The sequence below is a fragment of the Massilia sp. IC2-477 genome (assembly GCF_020707265.1).
Lineage (GTDB): Bacteria > Pseudomonadota > Gammaproteobacteria > Burkholderiales > Burkholderiaceae_D > Telluria.
On sequence record NZ_JAJFEQ010000006.1, the window covers coordinates 78746 to 98913 of the forward strand.

18 protein-coding genes are annotated in these 20168 nt (G+C 65.3%); 9 read left to right on the top strand and 9 right to left on the bottom strand.

The window, feature by feature from the left end; genetic code table 11:
* Position 1 precedes the first annotated feature (1 nt).
* From LK542_RS13685 to LK542_RS13715, 7 genes are all read left to right on the top strand, one after another.
* Positions 2-883 carry an HlyC/CorC family transporter gene (locus tag LK542_RS13685; protein WP_227812321.1) on the top strand — a complete coding sequence of 294 codons (882 nt, stop codon included), beginning with the start codon at positions 2-4 and terminating at the stop codon, positions 881-883.
* Complete coding sequence (lnt, locus tag LK542_RS13690) at positions 883-2472, top strand: apolipoprotein N-acyltransferase (protein ID WP_227812322.1); 1590 nt, start codon at positions 883-885, stop codon at positions 2470-2472. The genes LK542_RS13685 and lnt overlap by 1 nt, the downstream gene beginning before the upstream one ends.
* A 189-nt stretch (positions 2473-2661) precedes the next feature.
* A complete protein-coding gene (gene glyQ / locus LK542_RS13695; protein WP_227799753.1) occupies positions 2662-3576 on the top strand; it encodes a glycine--tRNA ligase subunit alpha in 915 nt (304 codons plus the stop codon).
* 18 nt (positions 3577-3594) lie between these two features.
* A complete protein-coding gene (gene glyS, locus LK542_RS13700; protein ID WP_227812323.1) occupies positions 3595-5691 on the top strand; it encodes a glycine--tRNA ligase subunit beta in 2097 nt (698 codons plus the stop codon).
* 16 nt (positions 5692-5707) lie between these two features.
* Complete coding sequence (gmhB, locus tag LK542_RS13705) at positions 5708-6262, top strand: D-glycero-beta-D-manno-heptose 1,7-bisphosphate 7-phosphatase (RefSeq protein WP_227799755.1); 555 nt, start codon at positions 5708-5710, stop codon at positions 6260-6262.
* A gap of 39 nt (positions 6263-6301) precedes the next feature.
* On the top strand, positions 6302-7042 hold the full coding sequence (locus LK542_RS13710; protein ID WP_227799756.1) for a 1-acyl-sn-glycerol-3-phosphate acyltransferase: 741 nt from the start codon (positions 6302-6304) through the stop codon (positions 7040-7042).
* Between the two features lie 44 nt (positions 7043-7086).
* Positions 7087-7989, top strand: a complete 903-nt coding sequence (locus tag LK542_RS13715; protein WP_227812324.1) for a M48 family metallopeptidase — start codon at positions 7087-7089, stop codon at positions 7987-7989.
* 158 nt (positions 7990-8147) lie between these two features.
* Here LK542_RS13715 and LK542_RS13720 read toward each other — a convergent pair whose 3' ends face one another.
* The 6 genes from LK542_RS13720 to LK542_RS13745 all read right to left on the bottom strand — a co-directional run bounded on the left by LK542_RS13720 (position 8148) and on the right by LK542_RS13745 (position 14118).
* The gene (locus LK542_RS13720) at positions 8148-8696 is read right to left on the bottom strand and encodes a YcxB family protein (RefSeq protein WP_227812325.1); all 549 of its coding nucleotides are present in this window, start codon (positions 8694-8696) and stop codon (positions 8148-8150) included.
* 50 nt (positions 8697-8746) lie between these two features.
* Entirely contained in the window at positions 8747-10003 is a 1257-nt protein-coding gene (gene waaA / locus LK542_RS13725; RefSeq protein ID WP_227812529.1) for a lipid IV(A) 3-deoxy-D-manno-octulosonic acid transferase, read from the bottom strand.
* 8 nt (positions 10004-10011) lie between these two features.
* The gene (gene waaC / locus LK542_RS13730) at positions 10012-10992 is read right to left on the bottom strand and encodes a lipopolysaccharide heptosyltransferase I (protein ID WP_227812326.1); all 981 of its coding nucleotides are present in this window, start codon (positions 10990-10992) and stop codon (positions 10012-10014) included.
* 16 nt (positions 10993-11008) lie between these two features.
* The gene (locus LK542_RS13735; RefSeq protein WP_227812327.1) at positions 11009-12391 is read right to left on the bottom strand and encodes a phosphomannomutase/phosphoglucomutase; all 1383 of its coding nucleotides are present in this window, start codon (positions 12389-12391) and stop codon (positions 11009-11011) included.
* 200 nt (positions 12392-12591) lie between these two features.
* Positions 12592-12924, bottom strand: a complete 333-nt coding sequence (locus tag LK542_RS13740) for an H-NS family nucleoid-associated regulatory protein (RefSeq protein WP_227802085.1) — start codon at positions 12922-12924, stop codon at positions 12592-12594.
* Between the two features lie 93 nt (positions 12925-13017).
* The gene (locus LK542_RS13745; RefSeq protein WP_227812328.1) at positions 13018-14118 is read right to left on the bottom strand and encodes a glycosyltransferase family 4 protein; all 1101 of its coding nucleotides are present in this window, start codon (positions 14116-14118) and stop codon (positions 13018-13020) included.
* Positions 14119-14408: 290 nt separating this feature from the next.
* Between LK542_RS13745 and LK542_RS13750 the strand changes: the two genes are divergently transcribed.
* Positions 14409-15266, top strand: coding sequence for a symmetrical bis(5'-nucleosyl)-tetraphosphatase (locus tag LK542_RS13750; protein ID WP_227812329.1), 858 nt, complete (start codon positions 14409-14411; stop codon positions 15264-15266).
* A gap of 162 nt (positions 15267-15428) precedes the next feature.
* On the opposite strand, the gene ilvD is transcribed toward LK542_RS13750, so the two are convergent.
* Positions 15429-17291, bottom strand: a complete 1863-nt coding sequence (gene ilvD / locus LK542_RS13755) for a dihydroxy-acid dehydratase (RefSeq protein WP_227812330.1) — start codon at positions 17289-17291, stop codon at positions 15429-15431.
* A 197-nt stretch (positions 17292-17488) separates the two neighbouring features.
* Between ilvD and LK542_RS13760 the strand changes: the two genes are divergently transcribed.
* Positions 17489-18067, top strand: coding sequence for a DUF6624 domain-containing protein (locus tag LK542_RS13760; RefSeq protein WP_227812331.1), 579 nt, complete (start codon positions 17489-17491; stop codon positions 18065-18067).
* A gap of 12 nt (positions 18068-18079) precedes the next feature.
* Here the strand turns inward: LK542_RS13760 and LK542_RS13765 are convergent, their stop codons facing one another.
* Entirely contained in the window at positions 18080-18844 is a 765-nt protein-coding gene (locus tag LK542_RS13765; RefSeq protein ID WP_227812332.1) for a 1-acylglycerol-3-phosphate O-acyltransferase, read from the bottom strand.
* Positions 18845-18883: 39 nt separating this feature from the next.
* Complete coding sequence (locus LK542_RS13770; protein ID WP_227812333.1) at positions 18884-20164, bottom strand: dihydroorotase; 1281 nt, start codon at positions 20162-20164, stop codon at positions 18884-18886.
* Positions 20165-20168 lie beyond the last annotated feature (4 nt).

Sequence of the window (20168 nt, forward strand, 5' to 3'; positions counted from 1 at the left end):
TATGCCCGAGTATCCCAGTGACGTCCGATCGGACGCCAAACCCCACCACCGGTCGCTGTTCGAACGGCTGACCGCACTCATCTCCCCCGAGCCTGAAAACCGCGCAGAACTCCTCGAAGTCCTGCACGAAGCCCACGAGCGCAACCTGATCGACGCCGACGCACTCTCGATGATCGAGGGCGTGTTCCAGGTCTCCGACCTGTCCGTGCGCGACATCATGGTGCCGCGTTCGCAAATGGACGTGATCGACATTACCGACCCGATCGAGCAGTGGCTGCCGATCGTGCTCGAGACCCAGCACTCGCGCTTCCCCGCCATCGAGGGCGAGCGCGACAAGGTGGTCGGCATCCTGCTGGCCAAGGACCTGCTGCGCTACTACGCCGAGGACTCCTTCGACGTGCGCAAGATGCTGCGCCCGGCGATCTTCATTCCCGAATCGAAGCGCCTGAACGTGCTGCTGCGCGACTTCCGCGCCAACCACAACCACATGGCCATCGTCGTCGACGAGTACAGCGGCGTGGCCGGCCTGATCACCATCGAGGACGTGCTCGAGCAGATCGTCGGCGACATCGACGACGAGTACGACGTCGACGAGGACGAAGACAACATCCTGTCGATCAAGGAGGGCCAGCTGGGCCCGCGCTGGCGCGTCAAGGCGCTGACCGAGATCGAGCAGTTCAACGAAGAGATCGGCGCCGACCTGCCCGAGATCGATGCCGACACCATCGGCGGCCTGGTCGCCAGCCACCTCGGACGCATGCCGCACAAGGGCGAAGTGTTCGACCTGCAGAACCTGCGCTTCGAAGTGCTGCGCGCCGATGCGCGCCAGATCCACGTGCTGCTGGTCGAGAAGCTGCCATTGGCTGAAGACGACCACGACTGATGCTGCGCCGCCGGAACCAAGCCAAGACTGCCCCTGATCCAGCACGACAAGGCACCAGGCCTTCCCCCAAGGCCCTGGTGTTCATGGCGCTCGCAGGCAGCACCTCCCTGCTGTCCTTCGAGCCCTTCGGCTGGTGGCCGCTGCAGTTCCTGGCCCTGGCCTACTTCTTCTACCAGGTCGGCATGGGCACCTCCAGCCGGCGCGGCCTGTGGCTCGGCTGGGCCTTCGGCTTCGGCTGGTCGGTGGCCGGCATGCACTGGCTGTACATCGCCATTACCCGCTTCGGCGGCCTGCCTGCCATCCTCGGTGCGATCGCGATCGCCCTGCTCGGCCTGTACATGGGCCTGTTCGGCGCCTTTGCCGGCGGCGTCGCCAGCTGGCTGCGCCGCAAGTGGTCGCTGCCGGTGTCCGCCTTCGTCCTGCTGGTGCTCCCCGCCGTGTGGGGCGTGTCGGAATGGATGCGCGGCTGGGTCTTCACCGGCTTCCCCTGGGCCGCATCGGGTTATGCCCATAACGTCTCGCCGCTTGGCGGCTATGCGCCGATCGTCGGCGTGTACGGCCTGGGCGTGCTGGCGGCCCTGTGCGCCGGCTGTCTCGTGATGCTCACCCAGCGCGCGCGCTGGCCTGCCATCGGCCTGTTCGCGGCCGTGATGGCGGCGGGCTTCGGCCTGAAGCACATCGCGTGGACCCAGGAAACCGGACAGCCGCTCAGCGTGCGCCTGCTGCAGGGCGACGTCGCGCAGGACCAGAAGTTCGACGTGGCCTACCTGACCGACATCGTCACGCGCTACCAGGGCATGATCACGGCGGCACCCGCCGACCTGATCGCCACGCCGGAGACCGCGATTCCCGTCACGCCGCAACAGCTGGCGCCCGAGTACCTGGGTGGCCTGCAGGCCTTCGCGGGGCAGACGCGCAGCCACCTGATGATCGGCATCCCGACGATGGACAGCCCGACCAGGTACGGCAACAGCGTGATCGCCTTCGGTCCGCGCAGTTCCAACACCTTGCAGCCCTACCGCTACGACAAGCACCACCTGGTCCCCTTCGGCGAATTCATCCCGCCGGGCTTCCGCTGGTTCACCGACCTGATGCACATCCCGCTCGGCGACCAGACCCGCGGCGAAGCGCTGCAGGCGCCCTTCCCGATCAAGGACCAGCTGGTGCTGCCCAACATCTGCTACGAGGACGCCTTCGGCGAAGAGATCGCGGCCCAGCTGCGCAATGCACCGAAGCCGGCGACCTTGCTGCTGAACGTGTCGAACCTGGCCTGGTACGGCGAATCGGTAGCGATCCCGCAGCACCTGCAGATCTCGCAGATGCGCGCGATCGAGACCGGCCGCCCGATGCTGCGTTCGACCAATAACGGGGCGACCGCCGTGATCGACGGCCGCGGCAAGGTCCTGCAGCTGCTGCCTTTCTACGAGCGCGGCGTGCTGGCGGCGACCGTGCGCGGCACCGAAGGACTGACGCCGTATGTCCGGGCCGGCAACCTCGCCTTCCTTGCGCTCAGTGCACTCATGCTGGCAGCCGCATGGTTTGCTGGTCGTCGTAGGGTGGTCGGCTCTGCCGACCGCGCGTCCAGCTAACGGGCGCTCAGTGGCAACGCATCTGATAGTTGAACGCGCGGTCGGGGAACCCGCCCACCCTACAAATAATTCGCCGATTCCGTACGGCTGAGTCGAATCGCCCCCAGAGAGGCGTGAAAATTCAGTAGAATTGGTTATTTGGCAAATTTACCGTGACCGCGGCATGAACTCCGCGGCGCCCCATATCCGATGCTCACATTCCAACAAATCATTCTCACCCTGCAGACCTACTGGGACAAGCAGGGCTGCGCACTGCTGCAGCCCTACGACATGGAAGTCGGCGCGGGCACCTTCCACACCGGCACCTTCCTGCGTGCGATCGGGCCGGAGCCCTGGCGCGCGGCCTATGTGCAGCCGTCGCGCCGTCCGAAGGATGGCCGCTACGGCGAGAACCCGAACCGCCTGCAGCACTACTACCAGTACCAGGTGGTGCTCAAGCCGGCGCCGGAAAACATCCTCGACCTCTACCTCGGCTCGCTCGAGGCGCTCGGCCTGGACCTGAAGAAGAACGACGTGCGCTTCGTCGAGGACGACTGGGAAAGCCCGACCCTGGGCGCCTGGGGCCTGGGTTGGGAAGTCTGGCTGAACGGCATGGAAGTCACCCAGTTCACCTACTTCCAGCAGGTCGGCGGCCTCGATTGCAAGCCGGTGCTGGGCGAGATCACCTACGGCATCGAGCGCCTGGCCATGTACCTGCAGGGTGTCGAGAACGTGTACGACCTGGTGTGGACCGAGTGGGAAGAAAACGGCGTGAAGAAGACCCTGTCGTATGGCGACGTCTTCCACCAGAACGAAGTCGAGCAGTCGACCTATAACTTCGAGCACGCGAACACCGAGCTGCTGTTCCAGGCCTTCTCGAACCACGAAGCCGAGGCCAAGCGCCTCGTCGAGCTGCAGCTGACGCTGCCGGCCTACGAACAGATCATGAAGGCCTCGCACAGCTTCAACATGCTGGACGCGCGCGGCGCCATCTCGGTCACCGAACGCGCTGCCTACATCGGCCGCGTGCGCACGCTGTCGCGCCTGGTGGCCCAGGCCTATTACGATTCGCGCGAGAAGCTGGGCTTCCCGATGCTGCCGGGTGCTGCGAAAGCTGCCGCCTAATAAGAACAGAACAAGACCATGAATCAGACTCTCCTCGTCGAAATCCAGACCGAAGAACTGCCGCCGAAAGCGCTCGTCAAACTGGGCGCCGCATTCGCGAACGGCATCGCCAACGGCCTCAAGGCGCGTGACTTCCTCGAAGGCGACAGTGTCGCCACCGCCCACGCTACCCCGCGCCGCCTGGCCGTCACCATCACCAATGTGCGCGGCACCTCGCCCGACAAGTCGATCCGCGAAAAGGTGCTGCCGGTATCGGTTGCGCTGGACAAGGACGGCAACCCGAGCGCGCCGCTGGCCAAGAAGCTGGCCGCATTGGGCTTCCCCGATCTGGCGATCAGCGACCTCGAACGCGCCCAGGACGGCAAGGCCGAATCCTTCTTCTACACTTACACCGCCAGCGGCAGCCAGCTGGCCGGCGCGCTGCAGGACGTCCTGCAGGACACCGTCGCCAAGCTGCCGATCCCGAAGGTCATGAGCTACCAGCGCCCGGACGGCGCCACCGTGCAGTTCGTGCGCCCGGTGCACCTGCTGCTTGCCCTGCACGGCGAACAGGTGCTGCCGCTGTCGCTGCTGGGACTGGACGCCGGCCGCCAGACCATGGGCCACCGCTTCCTGTCGCACGGCGGCGAAATCACCGTGCCGCACGCGGACAACTACGCTGCCGTGCTCGAAAGCGAAGGCAAGGTCTTGTCCTCCGCCGAAGCGCGCAAGGAAAGCATCCGCAAGCAGCTGCTCGAGAAAGCCGGCGGCGACCAGGTCCTGATGCCGGAGTCGCTGCTCGACGAAGTGGCGGCGCTGGTCGAATGGCCGGTGGTGTATGAATGCCGCTTCGAGGAGGAATTCCTGTCGGTGCCGCAGGAATGCCTGATCCTGACGATGCAGACCAATCAAAAGTACTTCGCGCTGACCGACGCCTCCGGCAAGCTGCGCTCGCGCTTCCTGATCGTGTCGAACCTCGCAACCGATGACCCGTCGGCCATCATCGGCGGCAACGAGCGCGTCGTGCGCCCGCGCCTGTCGGACGCCAAGTTCTTCTTCGAGCAGGACAAGAAGAAAACCCTGGAATCGCGCCTGCCGCAGCTGTCGAACGTGGTCTACCACAACAAGCTGGGCACCCAGGCCGAGCGTTCGGAGCGTGTGACCAAACTGGCGACCAGCATCGCCAAGCGCCTCGGCTTCGACGTGGCGCTGGCCGAACGCGGCGCGCGCCTGTCCAAGGCCGACCTGCTGACCGACATGGTGGGCGAGTTCCCGGAACTGCAGGGCATCATGGGCACCTACTACGCGCGCCACGACGGCGAGCACGAGGAAGTCGCCAAGGCCGCCTCCGAGCACTACCAGCCGCGCTTCGCCGGCGACGCCCTGCCGTCGACCAACACGGGCCTGGCGGTGGCGCTGGCCGACAAGCTGGAAACCCTGGTCGGCATCTGGGCCATCGGCCTGCAGCCGACCGGCGAGAAGGATCCGTTCGCGCTGCGCCGCCACGCCCTGGGCGTGATGCGCATGCTGGTCGAGAAGCGCCTGCCGCTGTCGCTGTCGGAGCTGTTGGGCGATGCGAGCGCCGTGTTTGCAGGCCAGGCCGCGTTCAAGGACCCGACTGCCGAGGTGAAGGACTTCATGCTTGACCGCCTGCGCGGCATGCTGCGCGAGCGCGGCTTCTCGCCGAACGAGGTCGAAGCCGTGCTGGCCCAGAACCCGGACCGCGTCGACGACGTCGTCCAGCGCCTGGAAGCGGTGCAGGCCTTCGCCGCGCTGCCGGAATCGAGCTCGCTGGCCGCCGCCAACAAGCGCATCACCAACATCCTCAAGAAGAACGAGGAAGCGATGCCCCAGGACGCCGCGGTCAAGCAGGAGCTGCTGGTCGAGCCGGCCGAAGCCGCCCTGGCCGCCAGGATGACTTCCCTCGCGGGCGACGTCACCAGCGCTTTTGAAAAGAGCGACTTCACCGGGGCGCTGAAGACCCTGGCGCTGATGAAGGACGAGGTCGACGCCTTCTTCAACGACGTGATGGTGATGGCCGAGGACGTCAACCTGCGCAACAACCGCCTGGCGCTCCTGTCGCAGCTGCACGGCATGATGAACCGCGTCGCGGATATTTCCAAGCTCGCGGCATAAGCATTAAGGTCGTCTCATGAAACTCATCATCCTCGACCGGGATGGGGTCATCAACCACGATTCGCCGGACTTCATCAAGTCGCCGGCGGAGTGGATTCCCATCCCCGGCTCGCTGGAAGCGATCGCCCGCCTGAACCAGGCGGGCTACCGGGTCGTGATCGCTTCGAACCAGTCGGGCATCGCGCGCGAACTGTTCGACATCACGACCCTGAACGCGATCCACCAGAAACTGCACGCCAGCGCCCAGCTGGTCGGCGCCGATATCGACGCCATCTTCTTCTGCCCGCACGCGGCGATCGACAACTGCGACTGCCGCAAGCCGAAGGCCGGCATGTTCGAAGAGATCAGCAAGCGCTTCAAGCTGAGCCTCAAGGGCGTGCCCACCGTGGGCGACTCGCTGCGCGATCTGCAGGCCGGCTTCATCATGGGCTGCGTGCCCTACCTGGTCCTGACCGGGAAGGGCGAGAAGACGCAGCAGACCGGCGGCCTGCCGCCGGGCACCCAGGTATTCCCCGACCTCGCGTCGATGGTGAATGCCTTCCTCAAGACCGCGGCACAGCGGCCTGAGTAGACAAGACGACATCCAAAACCAGAACTGTCCGGAGCCCCTTTGCGTAACTTCACCCTGTTCCTGCGTTCCCTGCTCTTCACGATCGTGATGATCGCCTCCACCGTGGTGTGGGCCTGCGTGTGCTTCCTGGCCGCGCCCCTGCCCTACAACAAGCGCTTCTGGGTGACCTCGCGCTGGAACGTCTTCATCATCTGGTGTGCCAAGGTGATCTGCGGGATCCGCTACCAGTTCAAGGGCTACGAGAACCTGCCGGACGCGCCGGCCGTCGTGCTGTCCAAGCACCAGTCGGCGTGGGAGACCATCTTCCTGCTGCCGAACCTGACCCGGCCACTGGTCTTCGTCTTCAAGAAGGAAATCCTCTACATCCCCTTCTTCGGCTGGGCCATGGGCCTGCTGCGCATGATCCCGATCGACCGCAGCCAGGGCAAGAACGCCTTTGCCCACGTTGTCCGGCACGGCAAGCGTCGCCTGGCGGACGGCCAATGGATTATCATGTTCCCGGAAGGGACGCGCATCCCGGTGGGCCAGGCGGGCAAGTACAAGAGCGGCGGTACGCGCCTGGCTGTCGAAACCCAAACCGTGGTCGTGCCGATCGCGCATAATTCAGGTGAGTGCTGGCCAAAGAATTCCTTCATCAAGCGCCCCGGCCTGGTGACGGTCTCGATCGGCAAACCGATCTCGCCAGAAAACCACACCCCCGACAGCATGATGCAAGAGGTCGAAAATTGGATAGAATCCGAAATGCGCGTTATTTCGCCCCACGTCTACAGAGGTGGCTGAGCGACGTCAGCGCCCAGATCAGGAATTCGAAACCGCAGCAAGACATGAGCTCCTCCAAGATCGACGGGCACCAGCTGGAACTGTTTGCACAGGATTTTTTCGCGGCGCTCAGGCCCTCGGATAAACCGGCCCCGCCCGCCCAACCCCTCTTCAAGGCGCCGCCTCCGGCGCCACGCCACCTGATCCCGGCCCCGCCGGTCGCCGACGGGGAACCGCCCCTCAAGCGCATCGTGCTCGGGGCCCACACCGTCGACTACGCCCTGCGCCGCTCGTCGCGCCGCTCGATCGGTTTCATGATCGACGACGACGGCTTGCGCGTGACCGCGCCGCGCCGTTGCAGCCAGCTCGATATCGACAACGCGATCCGCGCCAAGCAGCGCTGGATCCTGACCAAGCTGCTGGAACGCGGCGAACGCCGCGCCCGGCACCAGGAACGCGCGCCGGTCGAATGGAAGGATGGTGCGCGCCTGCCCTACCTGGGCGGCGAGATCACCCTGCGTCTGGAAGAAGCGGAGCGCAGCCACTGCCAGTTCGACGCGGCGAGCAGCGAATTGTGGATCGGCGTGGTGCCGGGCCTGTCGGAATGGCAGCTCAAGGAACGCGTCAAGCTGTGGTTCCAGGCCGAGGCCAACAAACTGTTCAAGGAGCGCCTGGACTTCTTCGCGCCGCAGCTGAACGTGAGCTACCGGGCGTTTTCGCTGTCCTCGGCAGGCACGCGCTGGGGCTCGTGCACGATCGAAGGGAATATCCGCCTGAACTGGCGCCTGATCCACTACACGCCTTCGCTGGTGGACTACGTCGTGGTGCACGAACTGGCGCACCTGCGCGAGATGAACCACAGCCCGGCTTTCTGGGCGACGGTGGGCGAGGTGTATCCGGATTACGACGGGGCGCGGCTGGCGCTCAAGAAGCGGTCGCACGAGATGCCGGTGCTGTTTACCGATTGACCTGATACATTGGATTTGCCGCGAATCGTAGGGTGGGCGGGTCTCCCGCCCACGCGGTGATCGCTAACGGCTTCGTTGTCGCGTCGGATGATCTTGCTGCTAGTTGAACGCGTGGGCGTTCGTAATTCCGGGCATTGCCCGAAATTACCCCGCCCACCCTACAGAAGCGCATCGCGGCGTGCAGCCGCCAACTCCCGCATCGCCCCCGTCTGCGCTTCCGACAGCGCCCGGAACGGCAGCGGCAGTGTCCCCCGCTTGAGCACCATCATGAACCCGCGCGTGTAGGTGCGCACCGCGATCACATCTTCCCACCCGATCAGGGTAACGCCCCCGCTGGTGCGCACGATGCCGTGCTGGTCGATGGTGAACTCGTAGGTGCGGCGTCCGCGCCCGAGCATGATGAAATGGAGCGCCGCGCTCAGGGTGCTCTTCAGGCGAAGGTAGAGGCTGGCAGGAAAGCGGATGCGACGGCGGCGGATGAGAAACCCACCGTGCTCCCACATGAAGCTGAGATATTCGCCGAGGGTATAGCGCACGAAGAAATGCAGTTCGGATAAGGGAAGCGCAGGCGCAGCGGATGACACCGGTACGTCCGCCGGTCCATCACTCACAGACATGTGCAGCACCTTGTCGTCGGCCTGCTCTTGCACCAGCGCGGCGACGGGTTTGTTGCTGTTGACAGGCCTCGGGTGATTAAACGACAACATAGCGCATCCCCTGGTTATTATCCGAGCTCGAACCGGAATGGTAACAAAACCTACCCGATTAGTTGTCGCAGGAGTTCAACAGTGCGCAGGGTCGCGCCGCGGTGGCGACCCGCGAACGCCAGCGCGTGCGCGCCCATGCCGGCGCGTGCGGCGCCGTCTTCGAGCAGGCGTAGTGCGGCTGCGATCAAGGCGTCGGCGTCCGGTACGCGCAAGGCCGCACCGTCAAGCACGGCCTCCTCGGTCGCCTGGGCGAAGTTGAAGGTGTGCGCGCCCACCAGCACCGGTTTGCCGAGGGCGCAGGCCTCGATCAGGTTCTGCCCGCCGAGCGGCATCAGGCTGCCGCCGATGAAGGCACAGTCGCAGGCGGCGTAGTAGGCGAACATCTCGCCCATCGAGTCACCCAGCAGGACGTCGGCGCCGCCGATGCCATTCTCGAGGCGCGAACGGCGCACCAGGCTCAAACCACGCGCGCCGACCATCTTCTCGACCTCGTCGAAACGCTGTGGATGGCGCGGCACGATCGCCAGCAAGGCACCGCGTGGCTTGTCGGCCACACGCTGCCAGGCGTCCAGGATCAGGGCTTCCTCGCCCTCTCGCGTGCTGGCGCACAGGAACACGGGACGATCGCCAATCTGCGCGCGCAGCCAGGCGCCCTTGTCCAGCGCGGCCTGCGGCGGCACCACGTCGAACTTGATGCTGCCGGTGACGGCCACCCGCGGCGCACCGAGCGAACGGATGCGGCCTGCATCGGCATCGGTCTGCGCGGCGACCAGCGTGATGGCGCGCGCCGCATCCGTCATCAAGGTCCCCATCTTCTGGCCGCGCCTGAGCGAGCGTTCGGACAGGCGCGCATTCACCAGCGCCACCGGCACGCCGCTGCGTGCGCAGCCGGCGATCAGGTTCGGCCAGACCTCGGTCTCCATCAGGATGCACACACGCGGATTGAAGCGGCGCAGGAAGCGGCCCACCATGAACCCGGTGTCGTACGGCAGGTAGGACTGGACCAGGCGCTCGCCATGGCGGCCGAACAGGGACTTGCCGGTGGCGCGCCCGGTCGGGGTCATGTGGGTGAGCAGGATGCGGCAGTCAGGATAGGCAGCGAGCAGCGCCTCCACCAGCGGTTCGCTAGCGCGGGTTTCGCCAACCGAGACGGCGTGCACCCAGAGGGTCAGGCGGTTCGACGGGGCGGCGCTGGGAAAGCCCAGGCGCTCGGCCCAGTGCGCGCGGTAGCCAGGCTCCTGGCGCCCGCGCCACCAGAGGCGCGCGAATACCAGCGGCAGCGCCAGCCACCAGGCCAGCGAGTACATCCAGCGCTTCACACGGCCTCCAGCAGGCGCCGTGCGGCGGCGATGACTTCATGCGCGGACGGCGGCGCACCCAGGTCGCCCAGGTTGACGATGCGATCCGACCAGTTGCCCTCGGTCTTCCACTTCGGCGAATCGCAGTAGATTTCGACCGTCGGACGCACGAAGGCGGCGGCGATGTGGGTCAGTCCCGTATCCACGCCGACCGCGAGGCGTGCATGCTGGGCCAGCGCCACCGCATCCATCATCGACAGTTTCGGCAGCACCCGTGCGTTCGGCAGGCCGGCGGCCATCGCCTCGGCTTCCTCCTGCTCCTGGCGCGAACCCCAGGGCAGCAGCACGGGCATCGGCGCCAGCGCCTGTCCCAGGGCGATCCAGTTCTCGCGTGACCAGCGCTTGGCGTCGCGCGCGGTCCCGTGGAAGAACACGGCGTAGTCTTCGCGCGGCAGGAAGGCCGGGCGTGAAGACGCTTGCGGCGCCGGCAGGCCGAAATCGGGCGCATGGTCGACGCTATAGCCGAGCGCCGCACCGGCCACCATGCGGCCACGCGCCACCGCATGGGTGCGCGGGTTCAGGGGAATGCTGTGGGTATGGAAGATGCGCGAGATACCCTCGTAGCCCGAACCTTCGCTGCCGTTGGCCAGGCCGACCTTGCGCCCGCCACGCACCGTGCGTGCGGCGCCCATGATGATGCCGGTCTTGAGCAGGCCCTGGGTATCGAACACGAGGTCGTATTCCTCTTCGCGCAGGTTGCGGAAGAAGGCCTTGATCTCGGCCCGCGTCTCCGCCTTGCCGAGGCTCTTGCGCCAGCGGCGCAGGGCCCAGGGGATGATCTTGCGCACGTGCGGGTTCAGGCGCAACAGGCTGGTATAGCCCTCTTCCACCACCCAGTCGATGGTGGCGCCGGGATGGTGGCGCAGGATGTCGGCCACCATCGGCAGGTTGTGCAGCACGTCGCCCAGCGACGACACGCGCACCAGCAGGATCTTCAAGCGCGGTTCCTAAGGATCAGAATGGCAGTTCCGCGTCCGGCTTGGCGGCCAGGATCACCTTTTTGAACTCGCCCTGGATACGGGCCAGCGCTTCCGGGTTCTCGCCCTCGAAGCGCAGGACCACGACCGGGGTGGTGTTCGAGGAACGGGCCAGGCCGAAGCCGTCCGGGTATTCCACGCGCAGGCCGTCGATGCCGTTGATTTTTTCCGAGGTCGGGAAGGTGGCGTTGGCACGCAGGCTGTCGATCAGGGCGAAGTTCTCGCCCTCCTTCAGGTGCAGGTGCAGTTCCGGGGTGCTGGACGCGATTGGCAGGCTGTTGAGCAGCTTCGACGGATCGGCTTCCTTCGTCAGGATCTCGAGCATGCGCGCCCCAGAGTACAGGCCGTCGTCGAAGCCGTACCAGCGGTCCTTGAAGAAGATGTGGCCGCTCATTTCGCCGCCCAGCGGGGCGCCGGTTTCCTTCAGCTTGGCCTTGACCAGCGAGTGCCCGGTCTTCCACATCAGTGGACGGCCGCCGGCTTTCTCGATCCAGGGAGCGAGGTGGCGGGTGCACTTGACGTCGTACAGGATCTCGGCGCCCGGGTTGCGCGACAGGACGTCCGATGCGAACAGCATCATCTGGCGGTCCGGGAAGATGATCTGGCCATCCTTGGTGACGATGCCGAGGCGGTCGCCGTCGCCATCGAAGGCCAGGCCGATCTCGGCATCGGTGTCCTGCAGCGCCTTGATGAGGTCCTGCAGGTTTTCCGGGTGCGCCGGGTCCGGGTGGTGGTTCGGGAAGTGGCCGTCCACTTCGCAGAACAGTTCGACGACCTCGCAGCCCATGCCGCGGAACAGATCCGGAGCAAAGGCGCCGGCCACGCCGTTGCCGCAGTCGACCGCGATCTTGATCGGGCGTGCGATCTTGACGTCGCCAATGATGCGCTCGAGGTAGGCGCTGCGGATATCGTGGGTCGAGTAGCCGCCGCGCTGTTCGGCGACCTTGCCGTCATACGCTGCGATGCTGTCGTGCAGGGCCAGGATGGCGTCGCCGTAGATCGCCTCGCCCGCCATCACCATCTTGAAGCCGTTGTAGTCCGGCGGATTATGGCTGCCGGTGACCATGATGCCCGAGCGGGTGTCGAGCACGTTGGTGGCGAAATAGACCATCGGGGTGGCGACCATGCCGAGGTCGATCACGTCGATGCCGGCGTCGCGCAGGCCTTCGGCCAGCGCCGCCGTCAAGCCCGGGCCTGACAGGCGGCCATCACGGCCGATGACGACCTTGCGCTCTCCCTTGGCCAGCGCGGCGCTGCCGAAGGCGCGGCCGATGTGGCGTGCGATGCCTTCGTCGAGGGTCTTGTCGATGACGCCGCGAATGTCATAGGCCTTGAAGATCGTTTTGGAGAGAGCAACCATGATGTCCTTGAATACTGGGGCGCGGGCATGCACAAGCAGCCGGCAGATGCGGCAGATGCAAAGCGGCGGCGGTTATCGGGGGTGACTACTTGGAGAAATGACAAATGCGAGTATTGTAGCGGCAAGCGGCGTCCTTGGGGAGTCGGACGGGCCGCTCGCGCGCTCTCACCAAGCCGGCTTGACCGGCCCGGAAGAATGGCTCAGACGCGCAGCTTGTCGAGCGACTTGCCGCCTTCGACCCATTCCTTGACCCACTTCGGCTGGCGGCCACGGCCAGTCCATTGCTGCGATGCATTGTCCGGATGGCGGTAACGCACGGCCACGGTATTGCCCTTGGTCGAGCCGCCCTTCGCGGCGGTGCCACGGCCGCCGGTTGCCAGCAGATCCTTGAGGGGGACGCCAACGCTCTGTGCGATTGCCAGAATCTGTTCGCGCGCCTTTTGCACTTCCTGCGCTTCGCGCGTTTTCATCTCCTGCTTGATTTGCTCCTGCAGGTTGCGCAAATCGCCTACGGACATATTAGACAGATCCATCATCGTTCCCTCATTAGTGAAAGGTTATAACTCAAGGTTGAAACAGCAGGGCGAGATACTCACCAAATGTCGCGACATACTAACACTAATATTTTAATTCCGCTTTTTCTTGTGCAGGAATAGCCAGCGTGGCGACTTAAATCGAACAATACGCGCATATAACCAGAGGTAACTGATTATAAACAACAAGCTGAAGAAAATGAGCACGCCGGTGTTTTTCCAGAACACCGTCGCCGGAATGACCGCCATCAGCGAAAACAGCCATAAATAAGGTGAAGTGCGCGCGTTCCGTTTCATGAGTGCGCGTGCTTCGCGCGGTCCCACCGTCCATTGAACGATGCGGCGGAATATCAAACTATGCAGATGAATTCCATCCGGCAGTGCCGGTGATTTACCGCGCACGAACATGCGGCGGTAAGCGGAGAATATCGTTTCGAATGCGGGATAGAGCAGCAGCAGCGCGGCATACCAGGTGGACACGCCCGGATTGCGCATTACCAGCAGCAGCGCGAGCTCACCCAGCATGAAGCCGATGAAGTAGGCGCCGCCGTCGCCGAGGAAGATCAGGCCGACCGGATAATTCCAGATGAGGAAACCGGCGGCCGCGCCAGCCACGATCAGCGCCGTCACCAGCACGAACATGTCGCCCACCTGCAGCGCCACATAAGCCAGCGACAGCAGCATGCAAATGCTGACCATGCTCGCCAGTCCATTGAAACCGTCGATGATATTCACCGCGTTAGCAATACCCGCGACCGCAAGCACGGTCAGCGGCAGCACCGCCCAGTTCAACTGCAGCGGCAGCACGCCCCACGGCAAATCGAGGCGCACCAGTTTTGCGCCGAGCAGGTAATACGCGAGCAGCGCCGCAAGCATTGTCAGCAGCAGCCGGCGCGCCGGCGAAACACGGCCCGTATAGTCTTCGACGATACCGCCCGCCATTGCAATGCAGGCGCATCCGAGCAAAGGCGCGAGCCAGGCCGCGAGCGAAGGTTCGCGCCATGCCGAAATGGCGGAAGTAATCAGGACCGCGAGATAGATCGGCAGGCCGCCGATGCGCGCAACGAGATGCGTGTGGAACTTCTGGACGCCGCCATAATCGGTGTCGAGCGCCGTACCATTGCGCTTCGCATACTTAATCACTAGCAGGGTCAGCAGCGCACAGGATACGAAACTGACGAAAAAGGAGAACATTTATTATGCTTTCGGTGCACACTGCGAGTTGTTTCCGCTATCGACTTTGCGGAAAAAACCACGGCACTCTTATCGTGGAATGGTGGCCCATTGTACCGGATTAGACGAGCGGATCAGGACCGAAATGCGATTCTGCCGGACGTCGCTCGACTGGATCAAATTCGCGCTGCATCGATTCGCAGTATCGATCGACGCGGCGCCGCTTTCGCAAGCCTGCGCGCCCGCGCAAAATCATTTAGTATCCGCAAATGCCTCACACCTCCCGCATCACCGGACGGGATAAGAACAACATGAGAACTTACGCCATCGGCGACCTGCAGGGCTGTGCCCACGAAGCCCAACTCCTGATCGAACGCATCGTCGACGACGCGCAGCAGCATGGCCATGCCGAGCCCCGCATCCTGTTCGTGGGCGACCTGATCAACCGCGGTCCGGATTCGCTCACCGCGCTGCGCCGCATGAAGGCGCTGTCCGAAGCACACCCCGGCCGGGTCGAAGCCCTGCTCGGCAACCACGACCTGCACCTGATCGCGGTGGCCGTCGGCGCGCAGCGCGCCAGCCGCTCCGACACGCTCGACGAGATCCTCGCCGCTCCCGACCGCGATGAACTGATCGCCTGGCTGCGCCAGCGCCCGCTGGCGATGTTCGTCGATGCGCACCTCTTGGTGCACGCCGGCGTCGCGCCGCAGTGGGATGCGCAGCAGACCATGACGCTGGCGCACGAAGTGGAAAACGTCCTGCGCGGCGACGGCTGGATCGATTTCCTGGGACAGATGTACGGCAACGAGCCGAATGCATGGGACGACAGCCTGACCGGCATCGCGCGCCTGCGCTGCATCGTCAACGCGCTCACCCGCATGCGCCTGTGTGCGCCGGATGGCAGCATGGATTTCCTGCACAAGGAAAGCGAGAGCGGACCGGAAGGCTCGGGGCTCGTGCCCTGGTTCGACCTGCCGGGGCGCAGGACGGCCGACGTCACGGTCGTGTTCGGGCACTGGTCGGCGCTGGGACTGGTGCTGCGGCCCAACCTGGTGGGGCTGGACAGCGGCTGCGTATGGGGCGGGAAGCTGACGGCGGTGTGCCTGGACGACCGCTCGCTGCTGCAGGTGGATTGTCCCGAGTACCGGGAGCACAGCGGGAAGAAATAATCGCCGCTTTTGTAGGGTGGGCGGGTTTCCCGCCCACGCGTTCAACCAGCAGTTAAATGGCCGACACGGTTGTTCAACCGTCAGTTGAACGCGTGGGGTGATTCGTGCCGGTGGCACGAATCACGAGCCGCCCACCCTACGGATTCGTGGTCCGAGTATGCGTTAGCGTTTCAGCTGGCTCAAATCGCGCACCGCGCCGCGATCGGCCGAGGTGGTGAGCGCCGCATAGGCCTGCAGCGCCTGCGACACGTAGCGCTCGCGTCCCACCGGCTGCCAGGCCTGGTCGCCGCGCTCTTCCATGTTCGCGCGACGATGCGCCAGCTCCTCGAAGCTCACGCGCAGGTTGATGGTACGGGCCGGAATGTCGATGTCGATCAGGTCGCCCTCTTCCACCAGCCCGATCGCACCGCCTTCGGCCGCTTCCGGCGAGGCGTGGCCGATCACCAGGCCCGAGGAGCCGCCCGAGAAGCGCCCGTCCGTGAACAGCGCGCAGGCTTTGCCGAGTCCCTTGGACTTGATGTACGAGGTCGGATACAGCATTTCCTGCATGCCGGGGCCGCCCTTCGGGCCTTCGTAGCGGATGATGACGACGTCGCCTGCATGAACGGTGTCGCCCAGGATGCCTTCCACTGCCGCGTCTTGGCTTTCGAACACGCGCGCCTTGCCGGAGAATTTCAGGATGCTCTCGTCCACGCCGGCGGTCTTGACGATGCAGCCCTTCTCGGCGATGTTCCCGTACAGGACCGCCAGCCCGCCGTCCTGCGAGTAGGCGTGCTCGCGGTCGCGGATGCAGCCCGTGCTGCGGTCCAGGTCGTTCGCTTCGAAGCGCTCGGATTGCGAGAACGCGACCTGGGTCGGCACCCCGCCGGGCGCGGCGCGGAACAGCTGGTGCACGGCGCGGTCGTCGCTGCGCTTGATGTCGTACTTCTCGATCGCCTCGCCCATCGTGGCGCTGTGCACCGTCGGGAGCGAGGTGTCCAGCAGCCCGGCGCGCGCCAGTTCGCCCAGGATGGCGACGATGCCGCCAGCGCGGTGCACGTCCTCGATGTGGTACTTGTCGGTCATCGGCGCCACCTTGCACAGGCAGGGCACCTTGCGCGAGATGCGGTCGATGTCGGCCATGGTGAAGTCCACGCCCGCTTCGTGCGCCGCCGCCAGCAGGTGCAGCACGGTGTTGGTCGATCCGCCCATCGAGACGTCGAGCGCCATCGCATTTTCCCAGGCGGCCTTGGTCGCGATCGAGCGCGGCAGCACCGAATAATCGTCCCCTTCGTAGTGGCGTTTGGCGATGTCGACGATCAGGCGGCCGGCGCGCAGGAACAGTTCCTTGCGATCGGCGTGGGTGGCGACGATGGTGCCGTTGCCCGGCAGCGACAGGCCCAGGGCTTCGGTCAGGCAGTTCATCGAGTTCGCGGTGAACATGCCCGAGCAGGAACCGCAGGTCGGGCAGGCCGAGCGCTCGATTTCCGCCACGTCGGCGTCCGACACGCTGCTGTCGCCGGCCTTGATCATGGCGTCGACGAGGTCCAGCTTGATGATCTTGCGGTCGTTATTCACCACCTTGACCACCTTGCCCGCTTCCATCGGGCCGCCCGAGACGAACACCACCGGGATATTCAGGCGCATCGCGGCCATCAGCATGCCGGGGGTGATCTTGTCGCAGTTCGAGATGCACACCATCGCGTCGGCGCAGTGGGCATTGACCATGTATTCGACCGAATCGGCGATCAGGTCGCGCGAAGGCAGCGAGTACAGCATGCCGCCATGGCCCATGGCGATGCCGTCGTCCACCGCGATGGTGTTGAATTCCTTGGCCACGCCGCCGCTCGCCTCGATCTCGCGCGCGACCAGCTGGCCCAGGTCCTTCAGGTGCACGTGGCCGGGCACGAACTGGGTGAAGGAATTCACCACCGCGATGATCGGCTTCTCGAAGTCGCCGTCCTTCATGCCGGTGGCGCGCCACAGGGCGCGGGCGCCGGCCATGTTGCGGCCCTGGGTGGTGGTGCGGGAACGGTAAGTGGGCATAGTGGTCTCCTCGAACTGCTTGCTGGGCAAAGCACCAGCATGCGCCCTCCTCTGTGAGATGTCCAATATATGAATTATTGTTCTGTGATACGACTGCCATATCACAGACGAGAGCCCCCCTTCCCCCGTGACAAAGCGTGTCTTTCCAGCGAACGCGATGTGCTAGCTTGTCGGTCCACTAACAGAATTCCCACAGCGTGAAAATCCTCCTACTTGTCCTCGCCACCGTCTCGAGCTTCCTGTTGCCGGCCAATGCACGTGCGGTCGACTGCGACAAGACGGCGCTCGCCAAAAAATATGCCGACATGCTCGACCAGGATCAGGCTTTGCGTGGCCGGTATATCCAGATCCTCGAACTCGAGCATCGGAAAGCGAGTGTCGACCCGGCCGAAAAAGAACGCATCGAGAATGCCATCCTGGCGACGGACGAAAAGAACCAGGCCGAACTCGATCGGCTGATCGACCGCTGTGGCTGGCCCGGAAGACTCGACAACAAGCGCGCGGCCCGGTCGGCCTTCTTTATCATCCAGCACGCCGAACTTCCCTACCAGTTGAAATACCTGCCCGTGATACAGGCGGCCAATCGGCGCGGCGAGATATCGAACGAGTATCTGGCGTGGCTGGTGGACCGAACCCTGGTGCGGCAGGGTAAACCGCAGCGTTACGGCACGGAGTCGGATTTTGGAAGCGGCAAGCTGGCGCCTGTCGAAGACGGCAAGAGCCTGAACAAACGGCGCCGGGCAATCGGCTTGCCGCCGCTGGCCGGTTTCGATTGAGGGCGAGGGACCTTAGCCGGTAGAGGCGCCGGCCTTGATATTGCCTCCACCAGCCAGGGCTGCCGCTACCGCATCCTGGGCAGCCTGCGCCAGCTCGCGCCGGTGCGCCCCGACGCTATCGATCGGCGCCAGCGGCTGCAGGCGCGCGCGCACGGGTTCACCCTGCAGGATCGTGAACAGGCTGTCGACAAAGGTGGTGTCGCCGACGTAGTCGACCGAGTGGTGGAAAGCGCCGGACGCGTCCACGTAGGACAGCGCATAGGGCTGCACCGCCACCTTCGCATCGATGGCGGCTTCGAACAGGTTGGCGTGGAAGGGCAGCACCTCGCCCTGCTGTGCGGTGGTCCCTTCCGGGAACAAGGCGACGCGCTGGCCGTCTTCGAGCACCGTGACCAGGCCCTTGAAGATGTGGCGCAGCTCGCGCCGGTTGCCGCGCGCGATGAACACGGTGCCGGCGGCGGCGGCCAGCCAGCCCAGTACCGGCCAGGAGCGGATCTCGGCCTTGGCCACGAAGCGGCAGGGATGCAGGGCGTTGATGACGAAGATGTCGAGCCAGGAGACGTGGTTGGCGACGATCAGCGCGTGGTCCAGTACGGGTGCGCCCGGCCGCTGCTCGACCGTGACGCGGCACAGGCCGAGGAGCTTCCTCGACCAGCGCCGCGTCAGGCGCTCGCGCATGGCGTGGGATGCGAGCGGGAACACCAGCGCGCTGGTCGCCAGGCCCGCCACCAGGTGGACCACGACGCGCGCGAGGCGCAGGGCTAAGCGGATCTTCACGGGACGAGAACGATGGGCAGGCCGCCAGGGCCTGCCTGCTCAGCGCTGGAAGGCCACGCGGCCGCGCACGACCGTCGCGCGCACCTGCCCTGCCAGCTCGTAGCCGAGGAAGGGGGTGTGCTTGCCTTGGCTGGCCAGTGCCTTGCGCTCTACCTTCCAGCGCGCATCCGGATCGAACACGACCACGTCGGCCGTACCGCCCACCGACAGCGTGCCCGCAGGCAGGCCGGCAATGCGCGCCGGTTCGACGGTGACCTTGGCCAGCGCCTGCGCCAGGGCGTCGGCGCCGCGCTGCTCCTCGGCCCACTTCAGGCTCAGCGACAGCAGCAGCTCCAGGCCGGTCGCGCCCGGGGTCGCCTCGGCGAAGGGCAGCAGCTTTTCGTCGTCGTCCACCGGGGTATGGTCCGAACAGATTGCGTCCACGGTGCCGTCCAGCAGGGCGTTGCGGATCGCATCGCGGTCGCGCTGGCCGCGCAGCGGCGGGTTGAAGCGCGCGTTCGGGTCGAAGAAGCCGATGTCGGCATCGGTCATGTGCAGGTGGTGCGCGCCGACGTCGCAGCTGACCGCCAGGCCTTCCTTCTTGGCGGCGGCGACCAGCGCCAGACCGGCTGCGGAGGACATGCGGCACAGGTGTACGCGGGCGCCGGTGGCGCGCATCAGCTCGAAAATGGTGTGCAGCGCGATGGTCTCGGACATCACCGGCACGCCCGACAGACCCAGGCGCGATGCCAGCGGGCCGCTGTGGGCCACGCCGCCGCGGCCGATGTGCGGGTCCTGAGGACGCAGCCACACGGTGTAGCCGAAGGTTTTCGCGTATTGCATGGCGCGCAGCAGCACGGTGGTGTCCAGCACCGGTTCCTCGGCCTGCGCGAAGCCGATGCAGCCGGCTTCGGTCAGCTCGGCCATCTCGGTCAGCGACTGGCCCTTCAGGCCCATGGTCAGCGCGCCCAGCGGGTGCACGCTGGCCTTGTCCAGGATGCGGGCGCGGTGCTTGAGCATCTCGACCAGGCCCGGTTCGTCCAGCACCGGGTCGGTGTCCGGCGGGCACACCAGGGTGGTCACACCGCCCTGCATCGCCGCCTGCATTTCCGATTCCAGCGTCGCCTTGTATTCGTAGCCCGGCTCGCGCAGCCGCGCGGACAGGTCGACCAGGCCGGGAGCGACCACCAGGCCGCTCGCGTCGATGGTCTGGTCGGCCGTGAAGCCCTCGGGCGCGCTGCCGAGGGCGGCAATCACGCCGTCGGCAATAAAGAGGTCTTGTACGAGGTCGACGCCGTTCGCCGGGTCGATCACTCGCCCGTTTTTAATATGAAGTTTCATCCGT